19 protein-coding genes are annotated in these 19,454 nt (G+C 59.6%); 12 read left to right on the top strand and 7 right to left on the bottom strand.

The genetic code is table 11. The annotated features are described in order from the left end of the window. Window positions 1-1,518, bottom strand: coding sequence for a caspase family protein (locus IPM54_16380; GenBank protein ID MBK9261367.1), 1,518 nt, complete (start codon window positions 1,516-1,518; stop codon window positions 1-3). Window positions 1,519-1,860: 342 nt separating this feature from the next. On the opposite strand from IPM54_16380, the gene IPM54_16375 reads away from it, so the two are divergent. After that, window positions 1,861-2,604 carry a hydralysin-2 gene (locus tag IPM54_16375; protein ID MBK9261366.1) on the top strand — a complete coding sequence of 248 codons (744 nt, stop codon included), beginning with the start codon at window positions 1,861-1,863 and terminating at the stop codon, window positions 2,602-2,604. A 42-nt stretch (window positions 2,605-2,646) separates the two neighbouring features. Here the strand turns inward: IPM54_16375 and IPM54_16370 are convergent, their stop codons facing one another. Beyond that, on the bottom strand, window positions 2,647-3,378 hold the full coding sequence (locus IPM54_16370) for a glycosyltransferase family 2 protein (protein MBK9261365.1): 732 nt from the start codon (window positions 3,376-3,378) through the stop codon (window positions 2,647-2,649). 3 nt (window positions 3,379-3,381) lie between these two features. Next, entirely contained in the window at window positions 3,382-4,764 is a 1,383-nt protein-coding gene (locus IPM54_16365) for an FAD-dependent oxidoreductase (protein MBK9261364.1), read from the bottom strand. Window positions 4,765-5,035: 271 nt separating this feature from the next. Between IPM54_16365 and IPM54_16360 the strand changes: the two genes are divergently transcribed. Further along, complete coding sequence (locus IPM54_16360) at window positions 5,036-7,018, top strand: 3-isopropylmalate dehydratase (protein ID MBK9261363.1); 1,983 nt, start codon at window positions 5,036-5,038, stop codon at window positions 7,016-7,018. A gap of 33 nt (window positions 7,019-7,051) precedes the next feature. On the opposite strand, the gene IPM54_16355 is transcribed toward IPM54_16360, so the two are convergent. Next, window positions 7,052-7,882 carry a hypothetical protein gene (locus IPM54_16355; GenBank protein MBK9261362.1) on the bottom strand — a complete coding sequence of 277 codons (831 nt, stop codon included), beginning with the start codon at window positions 7,880-7,882 and terminating at the stop codon, window positions 7,052-7,054. Between the two features lie 367 nt (window positions 7,883-8,249). Between IPM54_16355 and IPM54_16350 the strand changes: the two genes are divergently transcribed. Genes IPM54_16350 through IPM54_16330 form a run of 5 tightly spaced genes read left to right on the top strand, consistent with a single transcriptional unit; the run spans window position 8,250 to window position 11,626 of the window. Then, complete coding sequence (locus tag IPM54_16350) at window positions 8,250-8,483, top strand: TIGR04563 family protein (protein MBK9261361.1); 234 nt, start codon at window positions 8,250-8,252, stop codon at window positions 8,481-8,483. After that, window positions 8,480-9,373 (top strand): alpha/beta hydrolase, encoded by an 894-nt coding sequence (locus IPM54_16345; protein ID MBK9261360.1) that lies wholly within the window; start codon window positions 8,480-8,482, stop codon window positions 9,371-9,373. The genes IPM54_16350 and IPM54_16345 overlap by 4 nt, the downstream gene beginning before the upstream one ends. 9 nt (window positions 9,374-9,382) lie before the next feature. Next, the gene (locus IPM54_16340) at window positions 9,383-10,459 is read left to right on the top strand and encodes a hypothetical protein (protein MBK9261359.1); all 1,077 of its coding nucleotides are present in this window, start codon (window positions 9,383-9,385) and stop codon (window positions 10,457-10,459) included. 39 nt (window positions 10,460-10,498) lie between these two features. Further along, on the top strand, window positions 10,499-11,197 hold the full coding sequence (locus IPM54_16335; protein MBK9261358.1) for a HAMP domain-containing histidine kinase: 699 nt from the start codon (window positions 10,499-10,501) through the stop codon (window positions 11,195-11,197). Between the two features lie 42 nt (window positions 11,198-11,239). Next, a complete protein-coding gene (locus IPM54_16330) occupies window positions 11,240-11,626 on the top strand; it encodes a CesT family type III secretion system chaperone (GenBank protein ID MBK9261357.1) in 387 nt (128 codons plus the stop codon). Window positions 11,627-11,630: 4 nt separating this feature from the next. Here IPM54_16330 and IPM54_16325 read toward each other — a convergent pair whose 3' ends face one another. Together IPM54_16325 and IPM54_16320 are read right to left on the bottom strand one after the other, a co-directional pair. Then, window positions 11,631-12,113, bottom strand: a complete 483-nt coding sequence (locus tag IPM54_16325; GenBank protein MBK9261356.1) for a hypothetical protein — start codon at window positions 12,111-12,113, stop codon at window positions 11,631-11,633. Beyond that, window positions 12,110-13,339: an SUMF1/EgtB/PvdO family nonheme iron enzyme gene (locus IPM54_16320; protein ID MBK9261355.1), complete on the bottom strand. Its 1,230-nt coding sequence runs from the start codon at window positions 13,337-13,339 to the stop codon at window positions 12,110-12,112. Before IPM54_16320 ends, IPM54_16325 begins: the two co-directional genes overlap by 4 nt. A gap of 43 nt (window positions 13,340-13,382) precedes the next feature. On the opposite strand from IPM54_16320, the gene IPM54_16315 reads away from it, so the two are divergent. Genes IPM54_16315 through IPM54_16295 form a run of 5 tightly spaced genes read left to right on the top strand, consistent with a single transcriptional unit; the run spans window position 13,383 to window position 17,289 of the window. Further along, the gene (locus IPM54_16315) at window positions 13,383-14,393 is read left to right on the top strand and encodes a prepilin peptidase (protein MBK9261354.1); all 1,011 of its coding nucleotides are present in this window, start codon (window positions 13,383-13,385) and stop codon (window positions 14,391-14,393) included. Further along, on the top strand, window positions 14,393-14,740 hold the full coding sequence (locus IPM54_16310) for a hypothetical protein (GenBank protein MBK9261353.1): 348 nt from the start codon (window positions 14,393-14,395) through the stop codon (window positions 14,738-14,740). Before IPM54_16315 ends, IPM54_16310 begins: the two co-directional genes overlap by 1 nt. A gap of 42 nt (window positions 14,741-14,782) precedes the next feature. After that, the gene (locus tag IPM54_16305; GenBank protein ID MBK9261352.1) at window positions 14,783-16,240 is read left to right on the top strand and encodes a carotenoid oxygenase family protein; all 1,458 of its coding nucleotides are present in this window, start codon (window positions 14,783-14,785) and stop codon (window positions 16,238-16,240) included. A gap of 36 nt (window positions 16,241-16,276) precedes the next feature. Continuing rightward, complete coding sequence (locus IPM54_16300; protein MBK9261351.1) at window positions 16,277-16,570, top strand: hypothetical protein; 294 nt, start codon at window positions 16,277-16,279, stop codon at window positions 16,568-16,570. Between the two features lie 17 nt (window positions 16,571-16,587). After that, window positions 16,588-17,289 carry a hypothetical protein gene (locus tag IPM54_16295; protein ID MBK9261350.1) on the top strand — a complete coding sequence of 234 codons (702 nt, stop codon included), beginning with the start codon at window positions 16,588-16,590 and terminating at the stop codon, window positions 17,287-17,289. A gap of 172 nt (window positions 17,290-17,461) precedes the next feature. Here IPM54_16295 and IPM54_16290 read toward each other — a convergent pair whose 3' ends face one another. Further along, the gene (locus IPM54_16290; protein MBK9261349.1) at window positions 17,462-19,450 is read right to left on the bottom strand and encodes a serine/threonine protein kinase; all 1,989 of its coding nucleotides are present in this window, start codon (window positions 19,448-19,450) and stop codon (window positions 17,462-17,464) included. Window positions 19,451-19,454: the final 4 nt, after the last annotated feature.

Genomic DNA, 19,454 nt, shown 5'->3' with positions numbered 1-19,454 from the left:
TTATCCGATCTTGATTTCGCATTTCTTACCAGGCTTATTCGTTCGTGTATGATACCAGTTGGTCTTTCCATCCTTGATTTCGCGGAACAATGCCGTGTCATGAGACTGCATGTAGTACTTCATCTGCCCCGTCCATTGGCCTGACGCGTTCTTGCTCACGTTGATATCGAAGCCGCGGTGATAGGACTCCTTGTACTTCTGGTCGGTGGAGTTGTCTGTCCAATGAGCCGTGACACCACAATGAAAGTGTGCGGCATTCGCGTAGAATGCAGGAAGATCGTTCTCCTTGCCGCATGTGACTTTCTTGACGGTCATATCCCCCAACTCGCTCGTCACGAGACTGTCGCCATTAATTTTCCAATATTCCACGCCGGCTTCCATTCCCGTCCGCTCCTTTTGCGACTCGGAGAAGTGCGCGCTGGTTGCAATGACGTGCGCCACCCATTTGTGGGAGTTTTCTGCCCCATCGTAAAACATATACTCTACGAAGTGGCCCGTACCATCATAACACGACGGATCGAGCTGCCCATTCCTTTGGTCCCGATTCGGCTCCGCAATCGCCTCCTCCGAATCCACCTGGCCAAATACCGGCATGTTGTTGCGCTGGTCGAGCAGCACCGGATGCTGCGGAAACGACAGCGCTTCGAGCAACATGCGCGCTCGGAAAAGCAGCTCCGTATGCGAAACGGTGCTGTGGCGCGTATTGCCTCCACCAGAGACGATACGCCATTGCTCCAATGCCACCGTGAACGCCCACGTGAAGGCGCTGTACCAATACCCGCCAAGCATCGCTTGGTACGATGACTCAGTTGGCCCGGACGCGCAGAACACCCGAGGTCCATTGTCACTTGCGTCGATCGTCACGGGCACGTTCGATGCACCGAGCGCGAGTGTCGCGACCTGATGAGCTCCACGCGGAACGCCGCGCGCGCCCGCATTCTGCGCGAAACAGCAATCGAGGACGACGGTCATGTTGTCATCCACGTCTTTCAGCGCTTCTTTGAACGCGTCGATGGAAAGATACGTTTTGCTTTGATCCTCTACCAAGTCACTCGGACACAACGCAAGCACGGTCTTGTCGTTTTCTTCGATACGCGCCCCGTGCCCCGAATACGTCAAAATGCGATCAACGGGCTTTTCGTTCGAATTCTCTCGGCGCTCCGCGAGCCACCCCACGCCGGCCATGATGTTGTCACGCGTTGCTTCGTCGAGACAAACCTTTGCCTTGTCGTTGGGAGGAAACCAGCTCGCGACCCGCGCTGCGATGTCGTCGTCGGATTTTCCCGTATACTCCGGCAGCTCGGTTCGGAGCTCCTGCTCGGCCCAAGTGATGTCTTCTACCTCGAGCTTGGGGCTCGTCAGCATTCGGATGTTTTCGGGGGCAAACCCGAGCCGCCGACAAACCTTCCAAAATGCGAGCACATCATTGCGGCCTGCGCGAAGTTGCTTCTCAGGGCCGAGGTTTTCGTATTTTTCTACGCCAATCAACAAGGCGCGGGCACGTCGCTTCGTCGTCACGTTCATTCTCCACCTTCCTTATGACCATCGTTCCCTGCGACGAACCCCATCGCATGTTCGTGCCGTGACAGCAACCCCCATGCCAAGCACAACGATACGTTTTTCGTGACGTTCATTGGAAGGGCCGTGCCGTGCGCACATGTGCGGAGCGCCGGAATCGAGTGTGCGCACAGTCGTGCGGGCTCGCGGCGCACACGCGAACGAACCCAAATCGAGCCATTTTCTCGGCCAACACGCCGTTCCTTCGACTTGGCACACCGTCTGCAATGAGGGTCCACCAGCAAGCGCGAGCCACGATGAGCGTGGCGACCGCTCGAAACCCTTTCAATCTCAAGGTGCGTCATGGCCGTCAAAGAAGCTCTCTCATTCAGCGATCTCGTTGCCCTCAGCTCCAGCCCGGACAGCGTGCGCGAAGCGTTCAAAAAACACTACAACAAAACGCCCGACGGGATTTCCGTCAATTCGGAGACGTATTTCGATGCAGTAAAACCCGCCATTACCGAGCGATATGGGCACCCTTGCTACAAGACGCTCGGCGATGTCACGTACGTCGAAGGCCCGTCCGAAGACGGCGTGTCGGCGATCGTCGGTACGCAATATGCCGTGAACAACAGCGATCAGCCGGCCCAGATCACGCTCGCGGTGAACGGGTCCTGGTCGGAAACGACGACGGTGGAGTCGTCGGTCACCGTGGGAATGAAATTCAGCTCGGAAATCGGCCTGGAAGGCGTCTTCAAGTCCGGAATGGAGTTTTCGACGTCGATTACAGCAGGCCAGTCGTCCTCGAAATCCGTCGCACGAGGTTCGGAGGCGAGCGTTACCGTGACATTACCTCCGAAAAGCAGGCAGCGAGTGGATATCGTCGCCACCATGAGGAAGCAGTCGATGGCGTTCAGCGCGCCCATTCGCGTTCAAGGAATGTTCGGCGCGAATTTTCCCGATCGCGTGAATGGACACTACTTCTGGTTCCTCTCGGCCCATGAAGTGCTGCACAAGACGGAAGGGGTCCTCAAAGGAAAAATCTCGAATACCGCCGCATTCGAGACGCATACCACCGTCGGCCCCATCGAAAAGCTCAACGGCTAGCTCGCGTTCACGCGACGCAGCTCTTCACGCCCCGAAGCCGAATCACCCCTTGATTCGAATGGCCCACGTGAGCTTGATGAGGTTCTTCATCACGTTGGGCACGCGCTTGACCAAGTTGATGGACGGCGGACGTTTTTCCATCACCCGCACGGGGATCTCTTGAATGGCCAACCCCGCGCGGTACGCCCGAATCACGAATTCGCTCGCAAAAACGTCCTTGTCCACCACACACGCCTGCGCAATCGGCAAGAGCGGCTCACGCACGAACGCTTTGAGCCCATGCGTGTCGGTGCCTTGGAAACCCAGCGTCACGCGCAAGAGGCCATTGTAAAAGAGGCTCGCGGCGTGCCGGGCCAGCGGCCGGTGATCGTCGGCCCCCGCAACGAGCTTCGAGCCAATCACCAAATCGGTTTTTCCCGACGAAAGAATGTCGACCGCGCGGCGATGAAAATCGGCATCGCAAAGGTCGATTTCGTCACAAATGACGATTTCGCCGCGCGCCACTTCCAAAATGCCCTTGCGTAATGCGCCGCCATAATTGGGCATTCCAAAGGAAAAATAACGAACCTCGGGGAACTTTTCCGCAAGCTCGGCGGCTATTTCCAACGTTCGATCATGCGAACCATTTTCGGCGAGCACGATTTCGTAAGCCCAACCAAAAGGACGCAAACGTTCACGCAAATCCACGATGGCCGCATGCAAAATCGCTTCCTCGTTGTACACGGGAATCACGATCGAAATGCGCGGCGTGCTTTCTTTGCTGCTGTCTGCCATGGATCAGGTCTCGGACGACGCGACGGAGCCATGAAGCACGCTTGCACGACTGGCCGCATCGCGACCAAAACGCAAAGCATCCTCCATCGACGAATAATTCCAACCACCATAACGCCCCGTCGTGACGATACGGTTTTTCTCCAAAAACGGAAGGATCGCTTCGAGCGACGAAAAGTAAGCGTGATCGAAAATCACGTACGCGTGATCAATGCGACGCGGACGCATGAATCGAATCTGTTTGGGCGAATCGATGATCCCCATCTCCAAAAGCCCGTCGGCCACGAGCGGCAAGAGCGTTTCGAGGTCCGGTTCGCTCCGATCCGAAAGCTCGACGTACAAATTGGCCTTGCCCGGTGGCGCCATGTATCCGGAAAAGTTCGAATAACATCCGACTCGGTAAAACGGATATTTTTCTTCTGGCACGTACACCCAATGAAGTGGCTGCCCGCACGGCCCATCGAGCGCCACGTCGAGGTAATACAAGTGCGTGCACCGAAGCCGGCGCGCCGCCTGCGTCACGACATCCGGAATGCCATGCAAAAGACCAATCAATACGGGAAGCGGAATCGTCGACACGAGCACGTCGTACGGCACCGTTTCATGCTCAAATATGATTTCCCGCGCAAATGGGTCGATCGCCAATGGCGCCCGTTCGAGCTCGAGCGGCACCGGAAGCGACGCCGCCATCGCCTTTGGAAGCTCGCCAATGCCGAGACGCGGATACACGAATTTCGCATTGTAGCCCAATTCCGGCGCCTTTTTTCCCACCGCTCCCGCAAGCACGTCTTCGAGCTTCGGAAGCGGCACGAATCGCGAACACCACGCGGCCGTGATGTCTTTCGGAGAAACCCCCCAAAGACGCGTGTTGTACGGAATCATGAAATGTTTGCTGATTCCCTCGCCAAAATGCTTCAAACAAAATTCTTCGAAATTTTGCGGCTCGGGACCCGGCGGCGCAAAATGCGCGCGGACAAACCCCATCAAACATTCGTACGCAACATCGGGCGGAAGTCCAAACGTGTTCGCTTGAAACGGATACCGCGTGTACGTCCCATGCGACCAAATCATCGAACGCCGGTCGACTTCGAACACATCGTCGCCGAGAAACCCAAGCGCAAAGGCGCGCAAGTCCGCATCGCGCAGATGCAAAAGATGCCCCGTGCGATCGAATCGGTAACCATGATCTTCGATCGTGATCGCATGACCACCTGCAAATCCAGCTCGCTCGAAGATGCGATGTGGAAGGCCCGCGCGCCCGAGATGATGCGACGTCGATAGACCCGTGAGGCCTGCGCCGAGAATTGCAACGGGGGTACGAGCGGAACGAATCATGCGGAAACGATCGAGCAGCGAAGCGCCCTCACGCAGGGCGCCGGACACTAGCATTTTTTGCGCAGAGGCCACGCATCATCACCGACCAAGCGTGCTCGATGCATCCACCGCGAGGTTTGACCACGTAACAGCGATGAGCGACGTGTCGATCGAACAAAAATTGTTCGCCATCGTAGCAATCAAGTGGAGCTCGAACGATTCGACAGGACTGTCACAACGCGTCATCGACGTTGGGGGAAAAAGAAAAGCGCGCAAAACCTTCGTTTGGATCCGGATGCGGAACCGACTAGATCACTCTCGCTGAAAGGTGGTTTGAAGAGGAATCATGCCCATCCCGCGACGCACCTCCGTCCGCGCCCAAGGACGAATTCTTTTCCTTACCGAAGATGCCGACCTGCTCAAAAAACAGCTCGTCGGAGGTTCGCTCGAGGGCAAACCCGAAGAGCTACCGCTCATCAACAACATCTCGACCGATGAGCTGACGCCCGGATGGGTCTGCTACTACTACGACGAAACGCTCGCTCGGTACTGTCTCGTGGGGCTGCGAGGCGGGCACATCGAGCGTGATGCGATCAAGAACGGTGGCTTCAGCGTCATCGTGAGCGGGCGGTCGAAGGGGTGTGGTTCGTCGCGTGAAACTGCGCCGTATTCCGAGCGCGAAGCGGGGATTCAGATCGTCGTCGCGCGGAACATCGAGAAGATCTACGGACAAAATTGCCAGAACATCGGGCTGCTCACGACGACCGATTTCTCCATCTTGGATCGCATCCGAAGTGGGGAAGAGATTTCCATCAGCGAGTTCACGCGGGGGCTCGATCCGATCAGCCGTGACGTCGTCGAGTACGGAGGGCTGTTCACGTACAACAAGGCGCGTTTGGCAGGCGAAGTGTCGCCGCCGGAGATCACGACGGCGCCGAGGCCGATGACGTTGTGCGAGAAGATCATCGCGGCGCATGCGATCGTGGATGCGAAGACGGGCAAGATCGGCGTGCCCGCGGTTCGTCCGGGCGATGCGCTCTTCGTGCGTACGGACGTGCGGTTCTCACACGAGTACGTGACGCCGATGGCCGAATCGCTGTTTCGCGCGGGTTTCGGGGCGGATGCGGAGGTGTCGGAGCCGGAGAGCGTGTACGCGTTTCGCGATCACCTGACGTTCCTCGATCTGATCATGCCCGAAGCGCACAGAAAGCTTGGGCTGAAGGAGCAAGCCGCATCGCTCGCGACGGTGCAGGAAGCGTTCACGAAGAAGCATCGGGTGAAGCTGTACGGCGAAGTGGAACGAGACGGGAAAACCGTGGGCTCCGAGGCGATTTGTCACAACAAGATCATCGAGGAGATCGCGCTGCCGGGGCACATCGTTGCGGGCACGGATTCGCATACGTGCATGGCTGGAGCGCTGGGGTGTTTTGCGTTCGGCGTGGGTTCGACGGACATGGCGAATGCGTGGTTGACGCGTGACATCCGGGTCGCGGTGCCGCAGTCGGCGCGGTTCAACTTGCGCGGCAAGCTTCGTCCGGGCGTGACGGCGAAAGACGTGATGCTGCACCTGCTTTCGCAGCCGTTTTGGAAGAGCGGTGATGGCATTGGCAAGGTGCTGGAGTTTGCGGGCGATGGCGTACGAGCGATGGGCATGGATGAACGTGCGACGCTCACGAACATGGCGGTCGAAGCGGGCGGGTTCACGGGGATCATCGAAGCGGACGACGTGACGGTGGATTACTTGGTGCACCAACGAGGACTCGATGAAGCGGCGGTGCGAGCGCGCATCGTGCGAGCGGACGAAGGGGCCGAGTACGTCGCGACGTTCGAGGTGGACTTGGGCGCGATCGAGCCGATGGTGGCAACGCCTGGGGATCCTCGCAATGGCATTCCATTGAAGTCGCTCGAGGAGACGTCTGGCGGGGAAGTGAAAATCAACATTGCGTACGGTGGTTCGTGCACGGGTGGCAAGAAGGCGGACATGGACATGTACGCGGCGGTCTTGCGTCGGGCGCTGGAGCAAGGTCGGCGCGTGGCTGAAGGCGTGCACCTTTACATTCAATTCGGTTCGCAGGACATTCGGCGTTATGCCGAGAAAAACGGATACATCGAAATATTCGAGAAAGCCGGAGCGGAGCTCGTGGACCCGTCGTGTGGTGCATGCATCAAGGCAGGGCCGGGCGTGTCGTTCACGCCGAACGAGGTGACGGTATCGGCGATCAATCGGAACTTTCCGGGGCGGTCGGGACCGGGGAAGGTGTATTTGGCGAGCCCGCTGGTGGTGGCGTCGAGCGCGATTGCGGGAAAGATATCGGCGGAGTTTTTGTGAGGGGGTTGGGCGAGTCGCCGTGATGGTTTCGAACTAACGACCGATGCGCTTGCGGACCTCTTCGCGAACGGAATCGGGAAACGTTGCAAGGTAACTTTCGGGGAGTCGTCGCAACTCGTCGTCGGGGAGGCCCAGGAGGATTTGCTCCCGCGACAAACCCGCGAGCCGCTCTTGCGGTGCAAGCCCCGCGAGCCGCTCTTGCGGCGCAAGCCCCGCGAGCCGCTCTTGCGGCGCAAGCCCAGCCATACGCGCTTCGGGCGGCAACTCCGTCAACAGCCGAGCCATCAATTCTTGGTACCCTTCGAGCTGTTTCGCTTCCATCATCGCCTCCTTTGTACCGAGTTGCTCCACCCAAAACTGACCGGCGTCGCGCGTGTGTGCGTGATGATGACCAAACGATCCTAACACGCCGTCACGCTCTTGGTCGCCCACGCGATCGATCTCCACGACGTACAAGCGCAGCAGGCCGCCCGTCAGTTCCCAGTATCCATCCCGCAAATCCCTAAACTCCAAACCCATCGCCGCAACGTCCGCATCGAGCGTCGGGGTTCGGTCCGGCACGATGAGCACGCCGATGATGTCTCGCAAATGCTTCACGTCGGATGCGCCCGCAAAATACGCAAACACGTACGCGAAAAGCCGTGCAAGCCCTCGCTTCCGATACGGGCGCCCGATGCTTTTGAATTCCGCAATGGCTATCCGTGGAATGAGTGGCCACAAACGACAAAGGGTTCGGCCCGTATTGTCTGGTGGTGGGTCTCGAACTTTGCGCAAGAAGAGATAATCGATTCGCGGGCGCTCGTCGGATAGCGAAACTTCGTCGTGAACTTCGATCCAATCAGGCGCTCTTTGCCGAAGAAAAATCGTAAAATAGAAATGCCAAACGGTACGGTGCGGACTCATCCATATGCCAATGGCATGCTCGAGTTTGGCAGGCAAGACCAAATCAGCATTCGAGATTGGTTCGTCCGAGTGCACGGTTCGTCCGAGAAATGGTTCGTCCGAGTGCGCTTTGGTTCTGAAGCTTAATACGCAATGCATCACCAGCTTTCCGAATGGGCAACATGCCAAGAGCTCGCATCCGCTCTTCTCTACGTCACCCCCCGTCCTTGCTCGACCGGTCCAAGACGTCTCGAAGCCCTCCAAACCCCAGTCTGGACGAGCCCCCTTCCTTGGGCGCCATACGTGCGCTAAGGTACGCCATTGTAGCTAGCTGGAGCCTAGGAGCCCCATGAACGACAAAGACACGCTGGGGAAAAACAACGAGGCGTCGAAGTCCGACAAGCGCAAGCAAAGCCTCTACTTTCCGGAGTCGATGCTCCAGGAGATCAAAGAGGAGGCCAATCGCCTCGACCGCTCGCTTTCGTGGGTGGTGCAGCGTGCGTGGAAGCTCGCTCGGCTCGACATCAAGAAGTTGCCGAGCGTGAACGAAGTGGGCGACGCAGACGAGGATCTCGGCGATTGACCACGCGTCCTCCTTCATCGCGTCCACCGTCTGCCACATTCGCCGCCGCTCCCGATGCGACACGTTTGTTCGTGCGGTCGCGCAAAGGTCCCGGAAACGTTTGGTTGGTCCTCTCCGACGGGATCGCTTGCGACGGCTTCATCTGGAAGTACCTGTGGGATGACCTCGGCGAGGTCGCGTCCGTTGCGCACTGGAATTATCGCGGACACGGGCGAAGCAGCCCGCCTGCAGACGCGTCGCGCATCGAGCTGGTCGACCACGCGCGAGACCTCGATGCGGTGCGCGAATCGATCGGCGACCCGCCCGTGGTGCTGGTGGGTCATTCGATGGGTTGTCAGGTATCGCTGGAGGCGTATCGGCTGCGTCCCGAGAAGGTGCGCGGAATCGTCCTGATTTGCGGGGCGCCGGGACGCATCACGTACACGTTCAAAGGCACGGACGTGCTCGCAAAGGTGCTTCCGCGGCTCATCGAACGCGTGAACGCGCACCCGGAGATCGTGCGCGCGCTTTGGGGCCGCATGCCCGCCGATGTTGCGCTTCGCCTGGCCATGCTCACAGGCGATATCGATCGGTCCATTCATCCCGACGACGTGATGCCGTACCTGCAGCACATGGTCGACATCGACGTGCCGATGTTCTTGCGGATGTTGCGCTCTGCCGGAGAGCATTCGGCCGTCGATCTGTTGCCCAAGGTGGAAGTACCGGCGCTGGTCATCGGTGGCGATCGCGACACGTTCACGCCTGCTCGTTACGCCGAAGAAATGGCCAAAGCAATGCCGCGCGGCGAGCTGCTCATGGTGGCGGGAGGAACGCACATCGTGCCGCTCGAACGCCGAGACCTCGTGCGAGAACGCGTGCTTCGGTTTTTGCGCGAACGCGTCGAGGTATGATCGGCCGCCGTGCGATCGCACCTGCTCGTCGTGGCGCTCGCGTCGTTCGCTTCATGCGCACGTGAACCCCGTTCGACGGACGGCAGCGCAGCGCTTCCGACATCGTCTGCGGCGTCGGAATCCGCACCCATTGCGTCGGCATCCGCGAAAGTGCCGAGCGCAAAGGTTTTTCCTACTGGCACTGCGTCGCCGGCAAACGCTCCTGCAATCGATGACGACATCGTTCATCGGCAGCTCCGGACCGCGCCCATCAAAGACCTGAAAATCGTGAGCTGGAGCAGGCCGGGCCTGTTCGATGCGACGCTCGAACGCCCGAATTCCGACACTGCAGCACACGTCTCGCTGAGGCTCGCGCTCGACCAAAGTCCCATCGCGTATCGCCGGCCCCTTGCCTATGCGCTCCTCTCGCGCGCGCTCGGGATGCGTGTCGTGCCTGCAACCGTTCTGCGGCGCGTGAGCACGGGCGAGCTTGGTGCCTTTTTCGACGGCGAGCCCAATGTGCGCGCGTATCTGTCCGCTCGTGCCGCCATACAGAACGACGGGACCATCGATGCCCTGGTGATCGCTCCTTCGCGTGGCGACGACGCGCGCGCGTGGAACGTCGTCGTGCGTCGAGACATCGTGCTCGACGAAGCCCCCGAGGCTCGCGCGTGGGCACGCTGGGCCGCGTCTGCCGAAGCGTTTCCCGACGAAAACCCGGGGCTGCTCCGTGACTACGTCGAAGCGCTCGTGCTGGATTACCTGACGTGCAACATCATGCGCCGCAGCGTGGCGCTCGACGAGGCCGCATCGGAGCTCGTGCTCGCCGAATCCGACGGTGCTTTTCCGCTCAAACTCTTTCCCGAAGCCGAAGCGAAGCTGCTCGATCGGTTAAAACCCGTCGTTCGGTTTCCTCGCACGCTGCGCGATGCTCTGCTGAAGCTCGATCGCAAAAGAGCGCGTGAAGTTTTGATGCCTGGAGCCTTCGAGACGTGGCTCGTTGCACCTCGAACGATCATGACCCTGGACGAACGTCGTATGACGCTGCTGACACTCATCGAATCTCGCATCGCGCAATACGGCGAAAAGGTCGTGCTTAGTCTGTAGTTTGCATGAACACGCGGCCATTCACATGGGAAGGAAAGCATGTCCGAGGAGATCGGTGACATTGCGCTTCATGAAGTCGTCGCCGTGATGGTGCACGACTTGAACAACCCCATTGCAGCGCTTGGGACAAACCTACGATTTCTCGAATCGACGCTTGGGCCATCGCAGTCGCCCGACGTCGTGGAGACGCTGTCCGACGCGCACATGCTCTGCGAGATGCTGCGGCATCTCGTCGGCAACCTCGGCATGCTCGCGCGGCCCAACCTGTCGCCGGGTAGGCAGTTTTCGATCGATGTTGCGTCGAGCGCGAAGGATGCCGTCGCGCGGCTTTGCAAACAGGCCGAATCGTCCGAAGTGAAGCTCGTGCTGCACGATGCGGTCGGGCCGGGAGACGTGTTCGTCGAAGCCGATCGTGACCTTTGTGCACGGGCACTCGACAATCTGCTGGCATTTGCGATCGAGCGAGCTGTGCGTCGAACGGAGATCGTCGTTTCCGTGATGAAAACGGATCCCATCGGCGTGCACGTGCAATTTGCGGCGCGTCCCGAATCTGCTCAGGCATCCGCCCATCCGTCGCGCAGTCGGCAGCTACAGTCGGCGTTTGGCCGAGGGCTCTCGCTGCACTGCGCACGCATCGCAGCCGCAGCGCTCGGTGGTCGCGTCGATGTGCGGCACGAGGACGGCAACACGGTGACGCTCGAGCTCGCCTTGCGAACCGACGACAAACAAATCGCGTAAGCCGCTACGAACTTTCCGTCCGATGTACTAGGCTTGCCCGCGATGGACGTAGCGACGATCCGTACGTGGCTCGAGAAGCTCGATTATGAGGTCAAGTCCGAGGGTGAGAAGATGCTGCGCGTCTCGCCGCGGAGAGCCAACAGCACGACGCTCCCTCCGTACTACATCCAATGCAGCGAGCACTGGGTGCTCTTGTCGCTACTGCCCGTGCTGCCTGCGGACGTGAATCCTTCTTCCGAGCTGCCTCGACGACTGCTCTTGCTGAACCGCGACATGCGCATCGCCAAGTTCGCGAAGGGCGAGCAAGGCGAGGTCGTTCTTTGCGCCGAGCTGCCGACGGAATCGCTCGACTTTGCCGAGTTCGCCGACGTGACCGAACGACTCGTGAAGTACTACAACCATTACCGCGACTATCTCTGTTCACCCTGACCGATCAGGGCAGTTCCAGCGGCACGTCCACGAGCACCGATTGACCGGGCGGCGGCACCTGGATGACCGGGAAGTTGTCGCTGATGCAGGTGAGCACTTCCGGGCGCGATGTCGCTCGATCTTCGACCACTCCGCGGGCGATGGGCCTACCCGCTGCGTCGAAGGTGATGTTGAAAAGATACTTCACCGTCGGAGGATCCGGCTTCTTCGCCAGCGCGGGTGCCACGCACGTTTCGGTAAGCGCCTTCTTGTGTCTGTCGAGCGCCGCGGCGGCATCCTTCGCAACCTTTGCTTTGTCCACGAAAGGTGCCGGCTTGGCCGGTGCAAGAGGCGCTCGATCGACCGCGGGACCCGCTGCTGGTGGAAGCATCGGGGGCACGTCGCTTTTGCTGCTGCGCAGGCCGAAATAAAGGCCGAGCGCGATGATGCCGCTGCCAAGCAAGATCGCGGTGGACGAGGACAATCCCGAAGCCTTCTCGCTGGTCATTTTTGCGTGATGACGACCCGACCGTCGTCTCTGTACGTCACGTTGCCCGACTCACCGCGACAATCCCAGCACGTCGCCCAGGACAAACGCTTGCGCACGTAACCATTGAAGCCGAGCACCACGGGGCCTTTCTCGTTCTTCAGCACGAGCGTCGAAGCAATGCGGTAGCGATCCTTTGGCAAGCGATGCATCGCCACGATGAACGAATCCTTGTCAGCTCGACCCGCAACCACGACGATTTGCTCACCAGGCACCGGATTCCACGCCAGCGCCGACGTCGTCAGCACCGTATTTGCCGGCGCCGTGCCCGCATCGCCCCGCGCGAGGACCGAGTTCACGTCGTCGGGCTCTTTGAAGTACGTGAGGTTCGTGCCGAGCGACGCGAGTGCCGGGACGGACGTGAACATCTCGGCAAGGTCACTCGGCGCAATTTCCACGCGCTTGTACGTCTGATCCCACTTGGGCGACGGTATTTGCACCGCATTCGGCGCACCTCGACAGCACCGAAAACCAAGGTCCGCCGCGGTTGCCGCCGGATCGATCGCCGTGCGACGCGCGCATCGATGATCCGTTGCAGTCGCCTTGGCCGACGCACCTCGCACCGCCGCCGCACGAGGCTGCATGTCTTCGATCGGCTGCACCTCGCTCGACGTCCACTCGCGGTGCGCCGCTCCCATGCCGAGCACGCCGAAGCCCGATGCACACGACGTCGGCTCCTTCGCGCACTTGGCATCCCACGCGGACGAGCCTGCGTACGTCGTACCTTCGGGCCCTTTGCATGCACGTTCCCACTCGAGCTCCGTGCACAGCCTGCCTCCTGCTTGCTCACACAGTTCAGCAGCTTTCGCGCGCGATACGCCCGTGACCGGGGGTTTGGTCGGATCGTTGGGGTACAAATAACGATCGATGGTGAACGCGCCGATGTCCACTTCCATCTCGGCCGGTTCGAGCACCGGATCGCGACCTTTGTCACCCGGTACGGACCCTGCGACCATCGACCCTTCGGGGATGTCGACGCGTTCTTTTTGTGCCGCCTGTGCCTTCGTCCCCGCATCTGGATCAGCCTGATTTTCGGCGGCTTCCAGCACTTTGCCCTTCGCGGTGAGGACTTCCTTCGGACCTGCGTCGTTTGCCGCGGCATCCGTCGATGAACCGCTGCGACAACCTGCCAGAGGCAGCAGCGCGAGACAGCACGAAACAAGCGTCAGGGGCGAGATCGAAGTCATGCAGATCGAGGCGGAGCTTGGGCCCGGTCGGTTATGCCACTCGATGCGCGCTTCGTCCAAAACGGCGCGCTATGCTCGTCGTCCCTTGCTGTTCCTCGGCGACCTGCCTCTCTGGCTGCTCTACGGTTTTACCCTGTTTTTCGGCCTCATTTGGGGAAGTTTCCTCAACGTCGTGATCTACCGCGTACCTCGCGGCATGAGCGTCGTGCATCCGCCGTCGCGTTGTCCGGCGTGTGAAAAACCCATTCGACCTTGGGACAACGTTCCCGTGCTCGGCTGGCTCCTCTTGCGCGGCAAAGCGCGATGTTGTGGCGTCAAAGTTTCTCCCCGATATCCCATCGTCGAAGCCATCGGCGGCCTGCTCTCCGTCGCCATCGTTCACGTCATCATCTTGTCTTTGCCTCCGAGCACCCCGCTTGCACGAGCTGGCGCGATTTACGTCGCCGATCTCGCGCTCGTCTTGGGCCTCGTCGCAGCCGCGTTCATCGACCTCGAGCACATGATTTTGCCCGATCAGATCACGATCGGAGGCGCCGTACTCGGCCTCGCGACGGCGTCTTTCCGCGACATGACGTTCCTCGATTCACTGCTCGGTGCGGGCGTTGGGTTCGGCGTCGTGTTTCTGCCGTTTGTCGTGATCTACCCGAAGCTTCGAGGTGGTGCGGGCATGGGCCTCGGCGATGCGAAGCTCTTGATGCTCGCGGGCGCGTGGTTTGGATGGATCGGCGCGATCGTCGTGCTTTGTGCAGGTGCCGTGCAAGGAACGCTCGCGGCCATTGGCACGCTGAGCTTGCAAGGAAAGATCGAAGAGCCCGAAGCTGTGCGCAAGGAACGGGAGGAGCTTCGCGCCGAGCTGGAAAAGCTGTCGCCGGAGGAACGAGCCGAGGTGGAAAAAGAATTGGAGAAGGATCCGCTCATGGAGGAAGCCGGCGAAGGTTTGGGCCAAGCGCGCATGGCATTCGGCCCGTTTTTGGCGCTCGCGACGCTCGAATTTTTATTTTTTGGCCGTCAATTCATCGAGGTGTACGTTTCGTGGATATCCGCGGACTCTTGATGTTGTCCGGAAGCCTCGTGCTTTCGGCGTGCAACAAATCGGCATTGCCGCTGCCGAAAATGGGGGCGAACGAATCGACGACGTCCATCACTGTTCCTTATCCGCCTCCGCCTGCCCGACCTGAAATCGTGCCGCCCAAAGCGGGAGATCGAGTCGTTTGGATCGATGGCGCGTGGATATGGGACAGGCGGCGTTGGGTATGGCAACGCGGAAGGTGGGAGGTTCCTCCGACGGGCGCTCATTATGCGCACGCGAAAATCGTGCAACTGCCCGACGGGACGCTCGGTTGGGTTCCCGGCGGCTGGCAAATGCCGAACCAGCAATCGGCCCCAGCAAAAAACAATTGAATCGATCGACCAATCCGCCCGCATCGGTTAAGCTTCGCGCCTGTGAAAAACGAAACTGACGTAGACTGGGCTGCTGGTTACCTGCGCGCGCACGAGAATGCCAAAGAAGCGACGGACGTAACGCTGGACGTGATCGAAGGATCGATACCGGCGTCCATGCGCGGAGTGCTCTTTCGCAATGGTCCGGGGCGATTCGAATGCGGTGGCGTGCCTTATGGTCACGTATTCGATGGCGATGGATTTTTGGTTCGTTTCGCGTTCGAGCAGAATCGAGTTTTGTATCGAAGCCGTTTCGTGCGCACGAAAGAATTCATCGAAGAAGAGAATGCGGGCCGAATTCTTTATCGAGGTTTTGGCACGAACATTCCCGGCGGCGTGTGGAAAAATGCTTTCGATTTGAAATTCAAAAATGCCGCCAATACGTCCGTCGCGTTCCACTCCAGCAAACTGCTCGCCCTGTGGGAAGGCGGAGTTCCCTACGAAATCGATCCCGCGACGCTCAGCACGATCGGGCCTTGGGACGGCCAGGGAAATCTCGTAAGAAAACGTAATCTCCTGACCCCAATCACCGGAAAACATTACCCCTTTTCGGCGCACCCTCGACGGGACCTCGATCGTGGCGCAATGCTCAATTTCGGCAGCGTCGTCGACCCTCGAGGTGCCAAGCTGATGCAATACGAAATCGATTCCGAAGGGAGGATGTCGGCGCCCAACTTCGTTCAATTGTCAGAGACCGTTTTCCTTCACGATTTCGTGGTAACTCCAACCTATCGAGCCTATTTGCTTTGCAAAACCGTGCTCGACATGAAAACCACGCTGCTTGGGAAAACCACCGTCGAGACGGGTTTGCAATTCACGAACGCGCCCACCATCGTGCTGCTCGTTCCGCGCTCGGGTGGGGATCCCATTCGGCTCGAAATGCCGCCTTGTTTCGTTTTTCATTTCACGAATGCCTTCGAAGACGGAAGGCATGTCGTCATCGACGGCTTCAAGTACCTCGAATATCCGAGATTGCCTGGACCTCGAGACAAGATCGAACGGCGCGATAGGAACATGGGTCCTTTTTTCACGCGATTCATCATCGATCCCGACAAACGGGTCGTGACGGAAGAATCGCTGGGGCAGAACCTGGGCGAGCTTCCTTCGATTCACCCATCCCATCACGGGCGACCATATCGTTTTGCGTGGTCTCCCTCGACGCCCGTCGGTTCGGATCGCACGAATTTCACGGGAATCGCGCGGTTCGACACAACCGCGAAGACGTCGACGTATCGGGAGCTGGATGCTCTGGTCGGCGAAGCGCTTTTCGTTCCGAATCCTGGTGGTTCATCCGAAGACGATGGCTGGGTCACGACGCTGGCGTATGTGCCGGAGGTGCATCGCAGCGATCTATTCATCCTCGATGCCCGGACGCTCGACACTGTTTGTCGACTACGCTTGCCGCATCACGTGCCGCCGGGCTTTCATGGCACGTGGGCACCTGCGGCTGCATCTTCCTAGTAGACATCCGGCGCATTTCGGTGCAGTGGTGCCTGCATGCACCGCTCGATGTCGTGGACTGGAATGGTTGTTTTTGCGCTTTTGGCTGCGGCACCTGGATGCAAGCGCTCGGTCGAGTGCACCAGCGAGGTGACGGCAGGCACGGGCACGTTCAAGGCGACGGCGAAAGGCGAAGGCGAAGAGGGGCCGGTCATGAAGGCTGCGCTTCGTGATGCGTGTCAGAAGATGTGCGTTGGGACCAAGGCGGCCATGATCGACGCCTGCGTGTCGAAATGTGTGGTCGACGTGAGCGCCGCCAAGATTGGTGCGCGCACGTCTTGCAAAAAGTAATTGGTTCGGAGTTTCTCATGATGCTCGCATGGTCATTCTCGGCGCGTACGATCGATGATATCGAACGGCTTTTGCGCGCGCTTGGCAAACATCGTTACGTTCGCGAAGTCGATCATCGGCTTCATTTCACCATCGACCAAACGCTTGCCGATTTGCCGCAATTTGCGCCGCATGCGAGCGTCTTCGAAGAGCGGCGGCGAAAAGAAAAGAACCTCGAGCCAGAGTCGCGGGACCCTTCTTTGTGGCGTTCGGCGAGCCTCGATGAAATCATGGCGGTCTTCCGGGCATTCTGGACACCGGGACCGGACGCCGAGCGGCGCAAGGATCGATTGCGAGAAGCCATTGAAAAGCTTGGTTTGCCGGCGATCGAGCATGAGCCGTTCGATGCATCCGCGGACGAACCTCCGCATCCCGAGCTGATTTTGCTCGATTGGGAGCTTTATCCGGTCGACGAGCTCGATGCGGATCGGCATCGCGGGGCGCTCGAAGCGATGGAAGAAGCGCAAGAGGAAGTGGATGCGTCGGCGCCGGTGTACCAAGAAGGGCCGCTGATTACGGTGCCCGAATTATGCCTTGGTGCACCGAATGGGGTCCTCGAAACGGACTTTTTGGTTTGGTCGGACGGGCCGTACAGCTATTCGGATTATGTGTTTCGAGGCGCGGCGAAGGCGGCAAAGCTGACCGAACCGCCGGTGGGGTACAAGGATTTGGAGGACTAGTCCTACTGACCATCTGCGTTTGCTGTGCTTTGGGCGGCGACTGATTTCTCGGCACTCGCGGTACCCCCCGAACTCGCCCGCTTCGCGGGCTCAAACAGCGGGACCCCCCACGAGCGCCGAGAAATCAATCACCTCCCCAAAGCTACCCTTCATACGATTACGCAGACTCGTCTCAACGCCTCGTCTCGATCGCCGTGCCAAACGGGTTTGTTGGTTTCACCGTCGGCTTTGCGACGTGTTTGTCCGACGCGCCCATTTTCTTGAGCGCTTCTCGGGCTCGTTCGGCCGTCATCGAACGCGGTTTGGCTTTGCCCCACCGATCGATGACGCGTTCGAATGCCCGACGTGCACCGGCTTCGTCACCTTTTCCTTGGAGAGCCATTCCCAGGTAAAACCGTGCTCGAGTGGGAACCAGCGGGGCTTCGAGCGCATTGCCCGGAGCGGCTGCACGCGTCAAAGGCTCGACCGCCTTATCGAATTGCTCGGCAAGTACGTACACCTTCCCCTCGACAAGGTCCGTTCCGAGACGCCCGAATTCAACCTTCGGCTCATGCGTTCGAGGCATCTTTTCCAATGCTTCAATGGCTTCTGCTCGGCTCTCCACCGAAAACCCATAAGCGAGTGACCAATCGAGCCAATCGAGCTCGTCTCGCGGACCATTCGTCGGCTGCTTTCCACGAATCCGGTCGATCCAGGCAATGCGCTCCTTTGCGAACTCCTCCGCAGTCATCCCGCCCGCTCGTATACGGACGGCGAGGAGCATCGCCCAATCGTTGCTGAATTTTTCGAGCTTTGCCTCTTTCCGGGCAAAAAAGTCCGCTGCGATGTCGTCGGCCTTTTTGGGCAGCCCCATTTCGAGGTACGTGAGCGCTAGCTGCGTCGAAGAAACGACATACGACGCGGGATCGTCATCCGCCACGGCACGATTGCGTCGCTCTTCGAGCACCTGCACGGCAGAATCGAAATCACCTTCGAGGATCGCGAGGGCCGCTCGCGTATCGACTTCCGAATGCGCGGGTTCATGGCCTGCCTCGTCAGTCGAATGCTTTGCATTCAATGCAGGCTGCTCGTTCGCGCGAGCCGACGGAATGCCAACGTGCGCAGATGCTGCCGGCGCTTGCTGCGCGTGTATAATGGCCGACCACGGCCGCCATATCAGAATGCCGAGCGCCAGCGCCGCGACGATACCCACGGCAGCCACCCTTGCATATCGCGTCTCGGTCACGCGAGCGAGCGGAGCCGCATCCATCAAGGTTTCCGCCGAATGCGTGACGCCCGCGGATGCGAGCGCTTCGCCGAATTCCATGCATGATGCGAATCGATCTGCGGGTTTTTTCTCGAGCGCCCGTAGAATGGCCGTCTTGATTCCACGCTGCATCGAATCGGACAACGTGGAAAGCTCGAACGGTGCCGGCGCGTCCCTCAATGTCGCCGCTGCAATGGCGCCGAGCGAAGCTCCGGTAAACGGGAGGCGCCCTGTGAGCATTTCATACGCGACGATACCCAGCGCAAAAATATCACTTCGAGCATCGAGCGGTTCACCGCGGAGCTGCTCGGGCGACATGTACGCCGGTGTGCCTGCGAAATTCGATGCCGCGGTGTTTCCGGTGGGCGTCCGCGCCAAACCGAAATCTGCCACCACGGCTTGACCGCCATCGCGAATCATCACATTGTCCGGCTTCAGGTCGCGATGCACGACGCCTTGCGCATGCGCGGCGGCGACGCCTTCGATGATTTGATGCAAAATGACAAGCGCGCGCGTGGGTTCGAGCGGCCCATTGGCGAGGAGCTCACGCAGCGATTTGCCTGCAATGAACTCCATCGTCAAAAAACGCAAATTGCCTTCTTCACCCATGTCGAAAACGCGACATACGTTCGGGTGCGCAATTTTTCGTGCGAGCTTCACTTCACGGCGAAACCTGTCGAGCACGCCGGGATCTCGCACGCGTTCCGGCAAAATGACCTTGAGCGCCACGTCTTCGCCAAGCTCGCGGTCATGCGCGCGAAAAACGGCGCCCATTCCACCATGCCCCAGCTTCGCGACAATCTCGTAACGACCCGCCAAAACATGGCCAGGAAAGAGCCCCACTCCGACCGGAATGACCGTCGCCGGAGCAGGGTTCGTTGGCATGCCGCCAAGATCGTCATCGATGCCCGTCACGACG

This window comes from Polyangiaceae bacterium (assembly GCA_016715885.1).
In the GTDB taxonomy this organism is placed as follows: Bacteria; Myxococcota_A; Polyangia; order Polyangiales; family Polyangiaceae; genus Polyangium.
Note: the sequence above shows the minus strand (reverse complement) of the source record. Positions and strands in the feature narration are given on the sequence as shown.